Annotated in this window: 12 protein-coding genes and 1 pseudogene; all 13 read right to left on the bottom strand. The window is 63.7% G+C overall.

Annotation, left to right across the window (positions count from 1 at the left end):
• Positions 1-6 precede the first annotated feature (6 nt).
• Positions 7-1,269: pseudogene (gene ftsW / locus WJU18_RS27860) on the bottom strand (putative lipid II flippase FtsW); the annotation flags it as partial.
• The gene (gene murD, locus WJU18_RS27865; protein WP_423457334.1) at positions 1,266-2,780 is read right to left on the bottom strand and encodes a UDP-N-acetylmuramoyl-L-alanine--D-glutamate ligase; all 1,515 of its coding nucleotides are present in this window, start codon (positions 2,778-2,780) and stop codon (positions 1,266-1,268) included. The pseudogene ftsW and the gene murD, both read right to left, overlap by 4 nt.
• A gap of 132 nt (positions 2,781-2,912) precedes the next feature.
• Positions 2,913-4,091, bottom strand: a complete 1,179-nt coding sequence (mraY, locus tag WJU18_RS27870) for a phospho-N-acetylmuramoyl-pentapeptide-transferase (RefSeq protein ID WP_423457336.1) — start codon at positions 4,089-4,091, stop codon at positions 2,913-2,915.
• A complete protein-coding gene (locus WJU18_RS27875; RefSeq protein WP_423461116.1) occupies positions 4,081-5,502 on the bottom strand; it encodes a UDP-N-acetylmuramoyl-tripeptide--D-alanyl-D-alanine ligase in 1,422 nt (473 codons plus the stop codon). The genes mraY and WJU18_RS27875 overlap by 11 nt, the downstream gene beginning before the upstream one ends.
• A 5-nt stretch (positions 5,503-5,507) precedes the next feature.
• Entirely contained in the window at positions 5,508-7,031 is a 1,524-nt protein-coding gene (locus tag WJU18_RS27880; protein WP_423457338.1) for a UDP-N-acetylmuramoyl-L-alanyl-D-glutamate--2,6-diaminopimelate ligase, read from the bottom strand.
• A complete protein-coding gene (locus WJU18_RS27885; protein WP_423457340.1) occupies positions 7,031-8,761 on the bottom strand; it encodes a peptidoglycan D,D-transpeptidase FtsI family protein in 1,731 nt (576 codons plus the stop codon). The genes WJU18_RS27880 and WJU18_RS27885 overlap by 1 nt, the downstream gene beginning before the upstream one ends.
• Positions 8,758-9,030: a cell division protein FtsL gene (ftsL, locus tag WJU18_RS27890; protein ID WP_423457342.1), complete on the bottom strand. Its 273-nt coding sequence runs from the start codon at positions 9,028-9,030 to the stop codon at positions 8,758-8,760. The genes WJU18_RS27885 and ftsL overlap by 4 nt, the downstream gene beginning before the upstream one ends.
• Complete coding sequence (gene rsmH, locus WJU18_RS27895) at positions 9,027-9,941, bottom strand: 16S rRNA (cytosine(1402)-N(4))-methyltransferase RsmH (protein ID WP_423457344.1); 915 nt, start codon at positions 9,939-9,941, stop codon at positions 9,027-9,029. Before rsmH ends, ftsL begins: the two co-directional genes overlap by 4 nt.
• Before the next feature lie 16 nt (positions 9,942-9,957).
• On the bottom strand, positions 9,958-10,386 hold the full coding sequence (mraZ, locus tag WJU18_RS27900) for a division/cell wall cluster transcriptional repressor MraZ (RefSeq protein WP_423457346.1): 429 nt from the start codon (positions 10,384-10,386) through the stop codon (positions 9,958-9,960).
• 412 nt (positions 10,387-10,798) lie between these two features.
• On the bottom strand, positions 10,799-12,139 hold the full coding sequence (gene hslU, locus WJU18_RS27905; RefSeq protein ID WP_423457348.1) for an ATP-dependent protease ATPase subunit HslU: 1,341 nt from the start codon (positions 12,137-12,139) through the stop codon (positions 10,799-10,801).
• 8 nt (positions 12,140-12,147) lie between these two features.
• Positions 12,148-12,693, bottom strand: coding sequence for an ATP-dependent protease subunit HslV (hslV, locus tag WJU18_RS27910; RefSeq protein ID WP_423457350.1), 546 nt, complete (start codon positions 12,691-12,693; stop codon positions 12,148-12,150).
• A gap of 92 nt (positions 12,694-12,785) precedes the next feature.
• Positions 12,786-14,519: an STAS domain-containing protein gene (locus WJU18_RS27915; protein ID WP_423457352.1), complete on the bottom strand. Its 1,734-nt coding sequence runs from the start codon at positions 14,517-14,519 to the stop codon at positions 12,786-12,788.
• Between the two features lie 25 nt (positions 14,520-14,544).
• Positions 14,545-15,288, bottom strand: a complete 744-nt coding sequence (gene dksA, locus WJU18_RS27920) for an RNA polymerase-binding protein DksA (protein WP_423457354.1) — start codon at positions 15,286-15,288, stop codon at positions 14,545-14,547.
• Between the last annotated feature and the right edge of the window lie 70 nt (positions 15,289-15,358).

Genomic DNA, 15,358 nt, shown 5'->3' on the forward strand with positions numbered 1-15,358 from the left:
ACGCGCGCCCCCTCTCATCAGCTGCCGGTTCTCTACATCCACCCGCAGCACGATGGCGATGGCCACCAGGTTCATCATGATGGCTGAGCCACCGTAACTCATGAACGGCAGCGTCAGCCCCTTGGTAGGCAGCGCGCCCAAGTTCACGCCGATGTTGATGAAGGCCTGGAAACCCAGCCACAGCCCGATGCCCTGGGCCACAAGACCCGAGAACACCCTGTCCAGGGCGATGGACTGGCGGCCGATATGCATGATGCGGCGGGTCAGCCACATGAAAAGACCAATCACGCACACCACGCCGATGAGACCGAACTCCTCGCCGATCACGGCCATCAGGAAGTCGGTGTGGGCTTCGGGCAACCAGTGCAGCTTCTCGATGCTGCCGCCAAGGCCCACGCCAAAAATCTCCCCACGGCCGATGGCAATCAATGCGTGCGAAAGCTGATAGCCCTTGCCCAGGGCGTGCTCCTCGCTCCAGGGATCAAGGTAAGCGAAGATTCGCTCGCGCCGCCATTCGGAGGCCGCGATCATCAACCCGAATGCAATCACCAGTACGGTGGCGATCAGGAAGAACATGCGCGCGTTCACGCCCCCCAGGAACAGGATACCCATGGCAATGACGGCGATCACCATGAAAGCACCCATGTCAGGCTGCGCCAGAAGCAGCAGGCCCACCACGGCCACGGCTACACCCATGGGCAGCACAGCGCGGAAGAAGCGCTCCTTCACGTCCATCTTGCGCACCATGTAGTCGGCGGCATAGAGCAGCACGGCCAGCTTGGCAAGCTCGGATGGCTGGAAATTCATGACGCCGAGCGAAATCCAGCGGCGGGCACCGTTGACGACGGTACCCACGTGCGGAATCAACACCGCAATAAGCAGCGCCAGCGACCCCACGAACAACCAGGGAGCGACCTTTTCCCACCAATCCATGCGCACTTGAAAAGCGATCAGCGCAGCCACAGAACCCAGGCAGAGCGCCAGAATGTGGCGGTAGAGGAAGAAGTTCTGCCCGTAGCGCGCAAAGCGCGGGTTGTCCGACATGGCGATAGTGGCCGAATACACCATCACCAGGCCCCAGGCCAGCAAACCCAGGCACACCCAGATAAGGGCTTGGTCGAAGCCAAGCACACGCGTGGGCGTGCTGGCGGTGCGCGCGTATTCCATCCCGCCAATGCGCACCGGCAGATCATTCTTCTTCGACGCGCGCGCGCCGCGGCGGCGGGGTTTGGGCTCGCTCGTGGGCAGTGACTCGGCTGTAGCGCTCATACCGGCACCTCCAGTTCCAGCCCTGCGTCGTGGGCGATTTCACGCACGGCGTCGCCGAAGGCTTCCGCGCGATGCGCGTAGTTGCGGTACATGTCGAGACTGGCACAGGCCGGAGATAGCAGCACGGCATCACCGGCCTGCGCGTTCTCATGCGCGAGCGCCACGGCCTGTGCCATGTCCTTGGCATCGAGCAAAGGCACACCAGTGCTTTCCAGAGCGGCCCGGATCTGCGGTGCATCGCGGCCAATCAGCACCGCTGCGCGGACAAAGCGTGACACGGGCTCCACCAGCGGGGCAAAGTCCTGGCCTTTGCCATCGCCCCCCAAAATGACCACCAACCGGCGATCAGCACCCAAGCCATTCAGGGCAGCCACCGTGGCCCCCACATTGGTGCCCTTGCTGTCGTCGAAATACTCCACGTCACCCAGCAGGCCGATGGATTCGACGCGATGCGGCTCACCCCGGTATTCACGCAAGCCAAACAACATGGGTGCCAGCGAGCAACCGCTGCTGACGGCCAACGCCAGCGCGGCCAGCGCGTTGACGGCGTTGTGGCGGCCACGGATGCGCAACGCGTCGACGGGCATCAGGCGCTGCAGGTGGATTTCCTGTTCGGCGTTCTTGCGGCGGCGCAAGGTTTCATCGGCCTCCAGGGCGCGCACCAGCCAAGCCATGCCATTGACCATCTCGATCCCGAAATCGCTCGGCGCGGCAGGCATGCCTGCGCCGAAGGTCAGTACCGGGCGCTGCGGCAAGCGCGCCGCCTTGCCCACGGGAGCGGGCGGCCTCTGCGCAGCGACCAGTGGGTCGTCCCGGTTGAGGATCATCACACCGCTGGCGCCGAAAATCTTGGCTTTGGCCGCTGCATAGGCGGCCATGTCACCGTGCCAGTCGAGATGATCTTGCGTGAGGTTCAGGACAGTGGCCGCCGTAGGTTCAAACGCCGCCACCGAGTCGAGCTGGAAGCTGGACAGCTCCAGCACCCAGACTTCAGGCAAGGCCTCCTGATCCAGCGCCTGGCTGAGCATGTCGAGAAGCGACGGTCCGATATTGCCCGCCACCACCACCGATTTACCGGCACGCTCCACCAGTTGCCCCGTGAGCGAAGTGACGGTCGTTTTGCCGTTGGTTCCGGTGATGGCCAGCACGGCGGGTGAATAGCCCCGCTCGGCCTTGAGCGCCTCGAGCCCCTGCGTGAACAAGCCCAGTTCGCCATCGATGGCCAAGCTGCGCTCGCGCGCAGCGGCAGTCAGCGAAGCCAGCTCAGCAGGAGGCAGGCCGGGGCTGCGGTAGATAACGCTGATGCTGTCGTCCTGCAGCAGTGTCGCGTCCAACGGGCCGGCGACGAAACGCGCGGCGGGAATCTCGGCGCGCAATAGCTCTAGTTGCGGCGGCGCTTCACGCGTATCAGCCACCGTCACCCGGGCACCGTGGCGGGCGCACCAGCGTGCCATGGCCAGGCCTGACAGGCCCAGGCCCAGCACCAATACGTGGCGTTCCATGGCTTGCATCAAGCGCCTCCCTGCCAGCTCAAAAGGCCACGGAGCAGGCCATGCCAGTGCCACCGCGGAGCGGGCTTCGCCCGGCCGCTGGTGGCGTCCCCCCTCAGAGGGGAAAGCACGGAGTGATTCAGGGGGAGTTCATTACCTTAGTTTGAGGGATGACAAGCCCACCAGGCACAGCAGCATGGTGAGAATCCAGAAACGCACCACCACCTGGGTCTCGGCCCAGCCGCTTTTCTCGAAATGGTGATGAAGCGGAGCCATCTTCAGCAGGCGCCGGCCTTCGCCATAACGGCGCTTGGTGTATTTGAACCAGGTCACCTGCAGCATGACCGACAAGGCCTCGACGACGAATATGCCGCCCATGACCGCCAGCACGATCTCCTGCCGCACGATGACGGCGATGGTGCCTAAAGCGCCGCCTAGCGCCAGTGCACCGACGTCGCCCATGAACACTTGCGCCGGGTGGGCGTTGAACCATAGGAAGGCCAGGCCCGCGCCGGCCATCGCCGCGCAGAAAATGAGCAGCTCACCAGCACCCGGGATGTGAGGGAACAGCAGGTAGCGCGAATACACCGTGCTGCCAGTCACGTAGGCGAATACGCCAAGCGCCGAACCCACCATGATGATCGGCATGATCGCCAGCCCATCGAGCCCGTCGGTCAGGTTGACGGCGTTGCTCGACCCCACGATGACCAGATAGCTCAGAATGACGAAGCCCAGCACGCCAAGCGGATAGCTGACTTCCTTGAAGAACGGCACCATCAGGCCGGCGGCGTGCGGCAGATCGATGGTGAAGCCCGAACCGACCCAGTCGGTGAACATTTCCAGCACGCGCGCGTTGGAGCTCTCGGAGATGCTGAACACCAGACACAGCGCCGCCAGCAGGCCGATCACCGATTGCCAGAAGTATTTCTCGCGCGAGCGCATGCCCTCGGGATCCTTGTTGACCACCTTGCGCCAGTCATCCACCCAGCCGATGGCGCCAAAGCCGAACGTCACCAGCATCACGATCCAGACGAAACGGTTGGACAGATCGAACCACAACAGCGTGGAAATGGCGATCGAGATCAGGATCAGCACGCCACCCATGGTGGGGGTGCCACTCTTGCTCAGATGGGTTTCCATGGCATAGCCGCGCACGGGTTGGCCGATCTTGAGTTCGGTCAGGCGCCGGATCACATAAGGGCCGGCGATGATGCCGATCAGCAATGCCGTCAGGGCGGCCATGACGGCCCGGAACGTCAGATACTGGAAGACGCGGAAGTACCCGAATTCGGGCGACAGTGTCTGCAGCCAGGTGGCAAGACTAAGCAGCATGAGGGCCCTCCGTTGATGCCTCGGCAGGCGCCGCAAGCGCTTCCACCACGCGCTCCATGCGCATGAAGCGTGAACCCTTCACGGCGATGCTGATGCATGACCCCATATGTGTGCGAACGGCTTCGATCAATGCCGTGATGTCCTCGAAATGCAAACCGCCACCGAATCCCATGGCAGCGTGAATGGCAAGCGGTCCGTGCGCCAACAGCCGTTCGATGCCGCGCTGGCGGGCATAAGCCCCCACTTCGGCATGGAAGGCCGGACCCTGCTCGCCGACTTCGCCCATGTCGCCCAGCACCAGCAGGCGCGGGCCGGGCAGTTCGGCCAGCACGTCGATGATGGCGCGCACGGAATCCGGGTTGGCGTTGTAGGTGTCGTCTACCAGCGTGAGCGTGCGCCCGCGTTGGCGCAGCAGCAGCGCGCGCGAACGGCCCTTGACGGGCCGGAAAGCGGAAAGCCCCTGGGCCATGGCTTCCAGAGGTGCCCCCGCGGCCACCGTGCAAGCCAGGGCGGCGAGCGCGTTGCCCACGTTGTGCCGGCCGGGCAGATGCAGCTCGAAGCCCACCTCGCCCGCTGGCGTAGCGGCTTTGACGTTCCAGCGGTCGGCCTGCCAGTCGGCCTGCACGGCATGCACCGCGGCACCGTCGGCTTGCTGCCCAAAGAGCAGTTCGGAGACGGCGTGTCCACTACCCTTGGATGCCGTGCGCCAGAGACCTTCGAACGTGTCGCCCGCGGGAAACACGGCCGTGCCGCCGGATTGCAAGGCGCTCAATACCGCGCCGTTTTCCCGCGCCACCGCTTCCACCGAAGCCATGAATTCCTGGTGCTCGCGCTGCGCATTGTTGACCAGCGCCACCGTCGGGCGAGCGATGTCCGCCAGCAGGGCGATCTCGCCCGGGTGGTTCATGCCCAGCTCCACCACTCCCACGAGAGAAGAGGCGCGCAAGCGCAGCAAGGTCAGAGGCAAGCCGATGTCGTTGTTGAAGTTGCCTTCAGTAGCCAATGCGGCCTCGCCACGCCAGGCCCGCAGAATGGCCGCGATCATCTGGGTGACCGTGGTCTTGCCATTGCTGCCGGTGACCGCGATCAAGGGTAGTGTGAACTGCTGGCGCCAGCCCGCTGCAAGCGCCCCCAGTGCCGCCCGCGCATCAGGCACCAGCAGGCCCGGCAAACCCGCGGCAGCCAGAAGAGGTTCGGCATCGGCATTGCAGAGCGCGGCTACCGCGCCCTTGGCCTTCGCTTCACGCAGGAATTGAGCGGCATCGAAACGCTCGCCCTTGATGGCCACGAAAAGATCACCGGCGCCAAGCGTGCGCGTGTCGGTATGCACACGTGCCACTTGCGAGGCAGGATCACCCACCAGCTTTGCGCCGGGTATCCAGGCGGCAGCTTGATCGAGGCGCAGGTTCATGGAAATCACGGCGCCGCCTCCCCATGGCGCGCCTGCAGCGCGGCGCGGGCATGCGCCTGATCGGAGAAAGGCAGGCGTTCGCCGCCCACTTCCTGGTAGTCCTCATGGCCCTTGCCCGCGATCAGCACCACGTCGGCCGGCGCCGCTTGAGCGAGCGCCCGCGCGATGGCGCGGGCACGATCTGGCTCAATCGCTATCTTCGCGCCATCAGTGAAGCCCGCCAGAATGTCATCAATGATCGACTGAGGGACCTCACCGCGCGGGTTGTCGCTGGTCACCTGCACGCGGTCGGCGCCCGCCTCGGCAGCCGCCGCCATCAAGGGGCGCTTGCCTGCGTCACGGTTGCCACCGCAACCGAACACGCACCACAACTGGCCGCCGCGCTGCTCGGCCAGAGGACGCAGAGCAGCCAAGGCCTTGTGCAACGCATCGGGCGTATGGGCGTAGTCGATCACCGCAAGGGGTTCGCCTTCATCGCCCACGCGCTCCATCCGCCCCGGCACCGCCGGCAGATCGGCACAGGCCTGCACCGCGCGCGAAAGAGAAACGCCCAGCGCACGCAGTGCCCCGATCACGCACAGCACGTTGGACGCGTTGTATTCGCCAACCAGCGGCGCCTCCAGCGCCAACGCCTGGGCACCCTCCGTGACCTGGAAAGTCATGCCACGCGCGCCATAGGACAGGCCGCTGCCACCGAGCCGCGCGGGCCGATGCAAAGAAACTGTCCAGACATCCAGCCCGCGGGCCCGCGCCTTGGCCTCCAGCTCAGCGCCACGGGGATCATCCAGATTGATCACGGCCGCTTGCAGGCCGGGCCAGTCGAACAACGCTGCCTTGGCTTGCCAGTAGGCCTCCATGCTGCCGTGGTAATCGAGATGATCCTGCGTGAAATTCGTGAATACGGCCACACGGATCGCCACGCCATCCAGCCGCTGCTCGGCGATGCCGATAGAGGAGGCCTCGATGGCGCAGCTCTTCACGCCCTGATCGACAAAATCGCGCAGACGCCGATGCAGCAGCACGGGATCGGGCGTCGTCATGCCGGTGGTCTGCACTTCGGGCGGCACCCCGGTACCCAAGGTCCCGACCAGGGCGCACGGAGACACCTCGGCCGCGTCAGACGGTTGCATGCCCGAAAGCGCCGAAGCCAGCCACCAGGCCGTGGAAGTCTTGCCGTTGGTGCCCGTGATGGCCACCATGCTGAGCGCGCGCGAAGGCGATTCGTAATAGGCGTCAGCGATGGGGCCGGTATCCGCCTTGAGCCCCGGGTAGGCAGCGACACTGCCATGGTCGAAACCGAAAGCCTCTGCACCTTCCTGCTCCACCAGGCAGGCGCGAGCGCCCTGTGCCAGCGCGGCGCCGACGAAGCGGCGGCCATCCGTGGCAGCGCCGGGCCAGGCGATGAAGCCATCACCCGCCCGCACCTGCCGGCTATCGGCATGCAGGTGCCCGGTCACCCGCGCACGAAGCCAACGCGCCGCTTCCTGCGGACTCTGGAGACGAGCGAGCGGTTTGAGCGGAAGCGCCATCAGAACGACTCCTCCACCGGGTCTGCCACGATCTGGGGCTTGACCGTCATGTCAGGCTGCACACCCATGATGCGCAGGGTCTGTTGCACCACCTCGCTGAACACCGGGCCCGCCACCGAACCGCCGAAATAGGAGCCGGCGGTCGGCTCGTCGATCATCACGGCCACAATGATGCGAGGCTTCTCGATCGGCGCCATGCCGGTAAACCAGGCCCGGTACTTGTTGCTGGCATAGCCCTTGCCCGCTTGCTTGCGCGCGGTGCCGGATTTACCCCCAACCGAGTAGCCCACGGTTTGCGCCCGCTGGCCGGTGCCGCCTGGGCCGGCGGCCATTTGAAGCATCTTGCGGATGGCGCGGGCATTTTTTTCCGAAAACACCTTGACGCCATGTGCCGGCTCGTCCGTCTTGAGAAGCGTCGCCGTGAGCACCTCGCCATCGTGCGCAAAAGCAGTGTACGAGTGCGCCATCTGGAACAGCGAAGCGGACAGGCCGTAGCCATATGCCATGGTGGCCTGCTCCACCGGCCTCCAGTTCTTCCAGGGCTTCAGCCGGCCGACCGCCGCCCCCGGGAAAGCCAGTTCCGGCCGCTGGCCGTAGCCCAGCGCCGTATAGGTGTCCCACATTTCCTGGGGACGCATCTTCTGCGCGATCTTCAGGGCTCCGACGTTGCTCGACTTCTGGATCACCCCCTCCACCGTCAGCGCGCCATAGTTGTGGGTATCGCGGATCGTGAAGCGATCGAGCTGATAGCTGCCAGGCGAGGTGTTGATGACCGTCTGCGGCGTCACACGGCCAGCCTCCAGCGCCATGGCGACCGTGATCGGCTTCATGGTGGAGCCGGGCTCGAAGGTGTCCGTAAGCGCGATGTTGCGAAGCTGCGCACCCGTCAGATTGCGGCGGTCATCAGGGGTGTAGCTGGGGTAGTTGGCCAGCGCCAGCACTTCGCCAGTGATGGCGTCGAGCACCACCGCGCTGCCGGTTTTGGCCTTGTTGGCGATCACGGCATCACGCAGCTTCTGGTAAGCGAAGAACTGCACCTTGGAATCGATCGACAGCTGAATGTCCTTGCCGTCGACGGGGGGCACCTCATCACCCACGGCTTCAACCACGCGGCCCAGGCGGTCCTTGATGACGCGGCGCGAACCGGAGTGACCGGCCAGATCCTTCTCGAACGAAAGCTCGGCGCCTTCCTGGCCCTTGTTTTCCACGCTGGTGAAGCCCACGACATGCGCCGCAGCCTCGCCTTCGGGATATTTGCGCTTGTATTCCTTGCGCTGGTAAATGCCCGGGATCTTCAGCTCAGCGATTTCCTTGGCAACGGGTTCATCAACTTGCCGCTTGAGCCAGACAAAGGTCTTATCTTCATTTCCCAGCCTTTTGTTGAGCTCGGACAGCGGCATGTGCAGCAGTTGAGCCAGCTTCTGCAGCTTGGCGGAATCGTGCTCGACGTCTTCGGGGATGGCCCAGATGCTGGGCGCGACCACGCTGGAGGCCAGGATCAGCCCATTGCGGTCCAGGATGCGGCCACGGCTGGCCGGCAGCTCCAGCGTGCGTGCAAAGCGCACCTCACCCTGGCGCAGGAAAAAATCGTTGCCGATCACCTGCACGTAGGCTGCACGGGCCACCAGCCCCAGAAAGGCCAGCGCCAAGCCTGCCACAATGAACTTGCTGCGCCAGACGGGCGTCTTGGACGCCAGGAGCGGGCTGGAGGTATAGCGGATGCTTTTCATCTCTTCACCTGGGCAGTCACGTACTCAGTAATGGCCGGTGAAACGGTACGCATGTTCAGCTTTTCCTTGGCCAGCTTCTCGACCCGCAGGGATGTGGCTTCCGCGCGTTTTTCGACCTCGAGGCGGCTGCGCTCGGTTTCCAACCGGTGCGCCTCGGCATTGGCGCGATCGAGCTCGGTGAACAGGCGGCGCGAGTCATACTGCACGCGCACCAGGTACATGGCACTGAAAATCACCGCCGCGAAGAGCACCACGGACAGCCTCGTCATGCCGGCACCTCCGTACGCTCGGCCACCCGCATGATGGCGCTGCGCGCGCGCGGATTGGCTGCCACCTCTTCGGCGCCGGGACGCACACGCCCCAACGCACGCAAGCGCGAAGGGGCGGGTTCTGCAAACGGGGCGCGGCGATCCACCACCGCGCGGGAATGCCGTGCGATGAATTGCTTGACGATACGGTCTTCCAGCGAATGGAAGCTGATCACCACGAGCCGACCTCCGGGTTGCAGCACCTCAAGACTTCCTTTCAGCGCTTGTTCGAGCTCTTCAAGTTCGGCGTTGACGAAAATCCGAAGAGCCTGAAATGTGCGCGTTGCAGGGTTCTGGCCCGGCTCGCGGGTTTTGACCGCGCCAGCCACGAGCTCGGCCAGTTCAAGGGTGGATGAAAGCGGCCCCCGTTCCTGTCGGCGAGCGACAATCGCCTTTGCAATGGGGCCAGCAAACCGTTCTTCGCCGTATTCACGAATCACCTCCGCAATCTGCCCCTGGGAGGCAGAGGCCAGCCACTCGGCCACGCTCTGGCCGCGCGTGGTATCCATGCGCATGTCCAGGGGTCCGTCGGCACGAAAAGAAAAACCCCGCGCGGGGTTGTCGATTTGTGGCGAGCTGATCCCGAGATCCATGAGGACCCCCGCCGCGCTGCGCGGCGGCAGCTCGCCCAGGTTCGCGAAACCCTGGTGCCGGATGGAAAAGCGCGGGTCTTCGATCCGCGCCGCTTCGGCCAGTGCCTCGGTATCCTTGTCGTAGGCGACCAGCCGGCCGGCCGGCGCCAGGCGCGACAGAATCAGGCGCGAATGCCCGCCCCGGCCGAACGTGGCATCCACGTAGTGCCCCTGCGGGTCCGTAACCAGGGCGTCTACCGCCTCTTGGAGCAGGACCGTGGTGTGTGACCATGTGCTCACCTACCTCCTGCGCTTTCTAGAAGACCAACTCTTCAAATGCCTGAGCCATGCCGGCCTGAATAGCCTCAGCCTCCTTGGCCTCGTACGTGGTCTTGTCCCAGAGTTCGAAATGGTTGCCCATGCCCAGCAGCATGAGGTCGCGCTCGAGACCCGCGGCCTGGCGCAACTCGGGCGACACCAGCACGCGGCCCGTGCCATCCATGTCCACATCCATGGCGCTACCCAGGAAGATGCGCTTGAGCCACTGAGCCGACATGGGCAGTTGGGCAATGCGCTCTCGAAATTTCTCCCACTCGGGACGAGGAAATACCATCAGGCAACCGTGCGGATGCTTCGTGATGGTGAGCTGCCCGGAAGCGGTGGCAGCCAGGACGTCGCGATGCCGGGTCGGCACTGAAAGCCGGCCCTTCGCATCCAGACTTAGCGACGACGCCCCTTGAAACACGTTGATCCCTTATGAAATACCGGCAATTTGGCGATGAAGGCACTTTTCACCACTTAATTGCACTTTTTTGCACTGTAGCAGGAATTCCGCGACCCACAATGGGGCATCTACAAATTATTTCAATGAAATCAATGCTTTAGCTGTGTATTTAGTCATACATTGATAGGTTTTCCGCTTTTAAATAAAGCACTTAGGAGAGATATCGAAAGTAAGAGGTTTCAAGAGGGGAGTTAAGTCTTGAGCGGGCGCGCATTACCTCTTCTCACAAGAGCGTGAGAAATTCACGAATACGGATGAAAAACGCGAACAGGGGTGAGGCCGCAGCCTCACCCCCAAGAACGTGTTCAAAGCGCTCCGTTATCCCGCGAGCGCCAACACAACCAGCGCCGGGATGTTTAGAGCGTGTTCTGACCTACAGGATGTAGCGAGAAAGGTCTTCGTCGCGGCTCAGGGCCGACAGCCTTGCGTCGACATACGCGGCATCGATGCTCACGGTCTGGCCTTCCATGCGGGTGGCCTCATAGCTGACCTCGTCGAGCAGGCGCTCCATGACGGTGGACAGGCGCCGCGCCCCGATGTTTTCGGTGGACTCGTTCACGGCGCAAGCAATTTCGGCCAGGCGCGAAATCCCTTCGGGTGTGAATTGCAGGTTCACGCCCTCCGTGGCCAAAAGCGCCTGGTACTGCCGGACCAGGGAAGCGTCGGTCTGGGTGAGGATGGCTTCGAAATCCTGCACCGAGAGCGAGGCGAGCTCGACCCGGATCGGCAACCGCCCCTGCAATTCGGGGATCAGGTCGCTGGGCTTGGACAGATGAAAAGCGCCGGAGGCAATGAACAGGATGTGATCGGTACGCACCATGCCGTACTTGGTGTTCACCGTGGTTCCTTCGACCAGCGGCAGCAGGTCACGCTGCACACCCTGGCGCGAAACCTCGGCCGTCCCGCCCTCGCTGCCGCGGGAGGCGACTTTGTCGATCTCGTCAATGAAGACAATGCCGTTCTGCTCCAGGTTCTGAAGCGCCTGGGTGCGGATTTCGTCTTCGTTGACCAGCTTGCCGGCCTCTTCGTCGACCAGGAGCTTCATGGCCTCGCTGATCTTCACGCGCCGCATCTTGCGGCGGCCCGCACCCATGTTTCCGAGCATGCCCTTGAGCTGCTCGGCCATGTCTTCCATGCCCGGAGGGCCCATGATCTCCAGGGCCGGTTGCGGCTGGGCCAGCTCGATTTCGATTTCCTTATCGTCCAGTTGGCCTTCGCGCAGCTTCTTGCGGAAGCCCTGGCGGGCGGCGCCATCCTGGCTGCCGCCCGGTTGCTGGGTGGTGCTGTCGGGCAGACGGGCAGGCGGGATCAGTACATCCAGAATGCGGTCTTCGGCCAGATCCTCGGCGCGGGTGCGATGCATTTTCATGGCGCCTTCACGCGCCTGCTTGACAGCCATTTCGGCCAGATCGCGGATGATGGAGTCGACGTCCTTGCCGACATAGCCGACCTCAGTGAACTTGGTGGCCTCGACCTTGATGAAAGGCGCCCCCGCCAACCGTGCCAGCCGGCGGGCGATCTCGGTCTTGCCGACCCCGGTGGGGCCGATCATGAGGATGTTCTTCGGGGTGATTTCAGGGCGCAGCTTTTCATCGACCTGCTGGCGCCTCCAGCGGTTGCGCAGGGCAATGGCGACGGCACGCTTGGCATCTTGTTGGCCGACGATGTGGCGGTCGAGTTCGGAGACGATCTCCTGGGGGGTCATTGAGGACATGTCTGGTTTCAGAGGATTTCGACCGTATGGTGCATGTTCGTGTAGATGCACAACTCACCGGCGATTTCAAGGGAGCGTTTGACGATCTGGTCGGCGGGCAACTCGGTGTGATCGAGCAGCGCCTTGGCCGCCGCCTGCGCATAAGCACCGCCAGAGCCGATGGCGACCAGGCCATGCTCGGGTTCGAGCACATCGCCGTTGCCGGTGATGATGAGCGAGCTTTCCCGGTCGGCGACCGCCAGCATGGCTTCCAGCCGGCGCAGCACGCGATCGGTGCGCCAATCCTTGGTGAGTTCGATGGCTGCGCGTGTCAGGTGGCCCTGATGCTTCTCCAGCTTGGCCTCGAAGCGCTCAAAAAGGGTGAATGCGTCGGCCGTGGCGCCGGCAAAGCCGGCCAGAACCTTGTTGTGATAGAGCTTGCGAACCTTGCGGGCCGAGCCTTTGACGACGATGTTGCCCAGGGTGACCTGCCCATCGCCGCCGATCGCGACCTGCCAGCCTTCGGGCGTCTTGCGCCGCGCACTGATGATTGTGGTGCCGTGAAATGCTTCCATCGCGCCCAGATGGGGGCGATGGCGCCATTCTCAAGGGCCCTCAAGAAAGCCCAGGGGCCAAGAACGAGGACGCTCCTGGCCAATGCTGAGCCTCAGTCCTTGCGCAACCTCACATGCGCGATCTCGGTGATACCCACCACCCCGAAAAAGGCTGCGACCAAGCGGTTGACATGCTTGAAAACAATCTGCCGCCCTGCACCCTGCTGCGCCGCCGCCCAGTTGAGCAGGGTGCCGGCTGCGCCGAAGTCGACGCGCGTCAGCTGATTGCAATGAAATTCAATGGACGCCGTGTCGCTGGCCAGGCTCAGGCTGTTGAGCGCGGCCTCGGCATCTCCCAGGAGCTCTCCCTGTAAATCCACTTTGAAAACCCCGTGGCTGCCGACCGACCCATCCCCCAACGGCGTCAGGCCGATCGCGGAAGAGTTGCGGGCCAAGCCGCCGTTCAGGCTCTGACTGACTGTGGAAGATGCCCCATCGCTCGTCATGACCGAGAAACTGTTGCCCGGCTCCTGCCAGGCCGGAGGAGAGACTTCGTACGTCACGCAGTATTTGAGCGCCACCAGTTCAAACTCGTCCATTTCGCCTTGCACACGCAGCAGCCCCAGACGCGCCGTCCACCACATGGGGTCGACCGAACGGTCGTCCGTGGGGGAGCCATCGACAAGCAGTTGCATCAGGCGCTCGCCGCCAAGGAAGTGGATGTGCACAGGCGTATCGGCCCATTGCTGCAGCGCCTGGGCAAATACCGGCAGCGCCGCCGGCTCGATGGTCTTGAGATAGCGCCAATCGATGCGCCAGGGCGGGGCATTGCGCGCGAGTGTAGCGTTGAGCGCCGCCACCGACTGCACGCCCATGGACGAGGGAGCGACCCATTGCACCTGGGCATTGCTGCTGAGTGGCGCGGGCTCCGTCACCAAGGCGGCAGTCTGGGAGTTCAGCACCGGCCCAAGCGCCCATTGGGGCGCCGAGCGGCCAAAGCGGCCTGCGAACTCGATGGCAGCGTCATCGAACTTCTGCTGGTCACCGGCAGCCCGATAAAAATCGAACAGCGTCAGCCAGATATCTTGTTGCTGGCTGCGCGGATCCGTTTCGCGCAAGACTTCCAGCAACCCTGTTTCGGCGCCCGCGACATCGCCATTGGCGAAACGAATGGCGGCTTCCTCGATTTCAGGCTCCTGCCTGGCTTCGGCAAAGCTTTCCATACCCGCCACACCGCCGTTCAGCGCAGGAGGCGCCAGGGGTATCGCCGAAGGCAGCACCGAAGGTGCCGCCGCCTCTTCCGCAGTGGGCTCCGGCTCTGCGTCTGACGGTTGCTGCTCTGGAAGAGGCAGATCGTCGACATGGACGGTGGGCAAGAAATCCTGCCCAGCCGACGTGCTATGGACGCCGGCGGACGGCAAGCTGGCCGGCCCCGTCGGCGACCCAGCCGCCGGGGAAAGAGGCACCCTGTTGGACTCACCTTTGCGCCGTAGCCAGACGCTGGACATCTGCTTTTCGATTTCGTCGATCTTCTCCAGCGTGCGCGCCCGCTCGCCAGCATCGGAAAACTGGCTGCTGGAAGGGAAAGATGACAGGTTGCCCGGCCCCGGGATACCGGAAACCTCACGGCGGCGAGCCTTGCGCAGCAGATCGAACTCGCGGTTGCGCACAAAATCATTGCGCCGCTTGCGCTCGATCATTTCCTTGAGCGCCAGCCGTGAATCGCTGGCCTCTTGATGATTTTCCGGGCGGTCGAGATCCGACCAGTGCGTGGTCGGGCTGCTGACGAATTTGACGACCTTCGATAGCAGGCCGCGCTTACCCGATGAGCCGGACTCCTTGCTCATGATCGGATCCCTGCCGGACGACGCATCAATCCCCAAACATTTTCTGCTTGAGCTCTCGCCTTTGCTGCGCTTCGAGCGACAGGGTGGCGGTGGGACGTGCCAGCAGGCGGCCCACACCGATGGGTTCGCCGGTCTCGTCGCAATAGCCGTAGTCGCCGGCGTCGATGCGGGCGATGGATTGCTCGATCTTCTTCAAGAGCTTGCGCTCGCGGTCCCGCGTACGCAATTCAAGCGCGTGCTCTTCCTCGATGGTGGCGCGATCAGCAGGATCGGGCACCACCACGGTGTCTTCGCGCAGGTTTTCGGTAGTCTGGCCGGCGTTGGCCAGCATGTCGTCCTTGAGCTGAACCAGCTTCAGGCGGAAAAACGCCATTTGCTTGTCGTTCATGTACTCGCTGTCGGGCATGGCGAGGACTTCGTCGTCACTCAGTTCCTCGGGCGACTTGGTCTTCCAGTTATTGGCCAGGCTCAGATCTTTCTTGAGGGGCACCGGAACGGGAGGAGAAGCAACAATGGGCATGGGCAGAATTTTCGGAGCTGCCGTCGCGGGGGCGGCGGCCGGAGAGGAAACGGTTGGACGAATGGCTTTTGGCGCGCCCGCTTTCGCAGGAACGCTCTTGGCCGGAGTTGCGGAGCGCCCGCCCTTGGCTGGCGCGGTGGCCTTGGTGGACGCGGCCACCTTGGAAGGGGCCGCGGACGCCTTCACCGGCGCCGCTTTCGCAGAGGGCGTCTTCGGTTTAGCCGGGCTCTTGGCAGCCGCAGGTTTCACTTTGTCGGTCTCCCGTGGGCGACAGGCACTACAAGATGCCCATCAATCCATCGAATGTACAACGGATGCA

It is taken from the genome of Ottowia sp. VDI28, from assembly GCF_049532675.1.
Taxonomy (GTDB): Bacteria; Pseudomonadota; Gammaproteobacteria; order Burkholderiales; family Burkholderiaceae_C; genus Ottowia.

Bases quoted from the DNA above. Each gene is read 5' to 3' on its own strand.
- WJU18_RS27875 (WP_423461116.1), bottom strand. From the start codon at position 5,502: ATGAACCTGCGCCTCGATCAAGCTGCCGCCTGGATACCCGGCGCAAAG.
- hslV (WP_423457350.1), bottom strand. From the start codon at position 12,693: ATGGAAGCATTTCACGGCACCACAATCATCAGTGCGCGGCGCAAGACG.
- murD (WP_423457334.1), bottom strand. From the start codon at position 2,780: ATGCAAGCCATGGAACGCCACGTATTGGTGCTGGGCCTGGGCCTGTCA.
- mraY (WP_423457336.1), bottom strand. From the start codon at position 4,091: ATGCTGCTTAGTCTTGCCACCTGGCTGCAGACACTGTCGCCCGAATTC.
- WJU18_RS27915 (WP_423457352.1), bottom strand. From the start codon at position 14,519: ATGAGCAAGGAGTCCGGCTCATCGGGTAAGCGCGGCCTGCTATCGAAG.
- hslU (WP_423457348.1), bottom strand. From the start codon at position 12,139: ATGTCCTCAATGACCCCCCAGGAGATCGTCTCCGAACTCGACCGCCAC.
- WJU18_RS27880 (WP_423457338.1), bottom strand. From the start codon at position 7,031: ATGGCGCTTCCGCTCAAACCGCTCGCTCGTCTCCAGAGTCCGCAGGAA.
- WJU18_RS27885 (WP_423457340.1), bottom strand. From the start codon at position 8,761: ATGAAAAGCATCCGCTATACCTCCAGCCCGCTCCTGGCGTCCAAGACG.
- ftsL (WP_423457342.1), bottom strand. From the start codon at position 9,030: ATGACGAGGCTGTCCGTGGTGCTCTTCGCGGCGGTGATTTTCAGTGCC.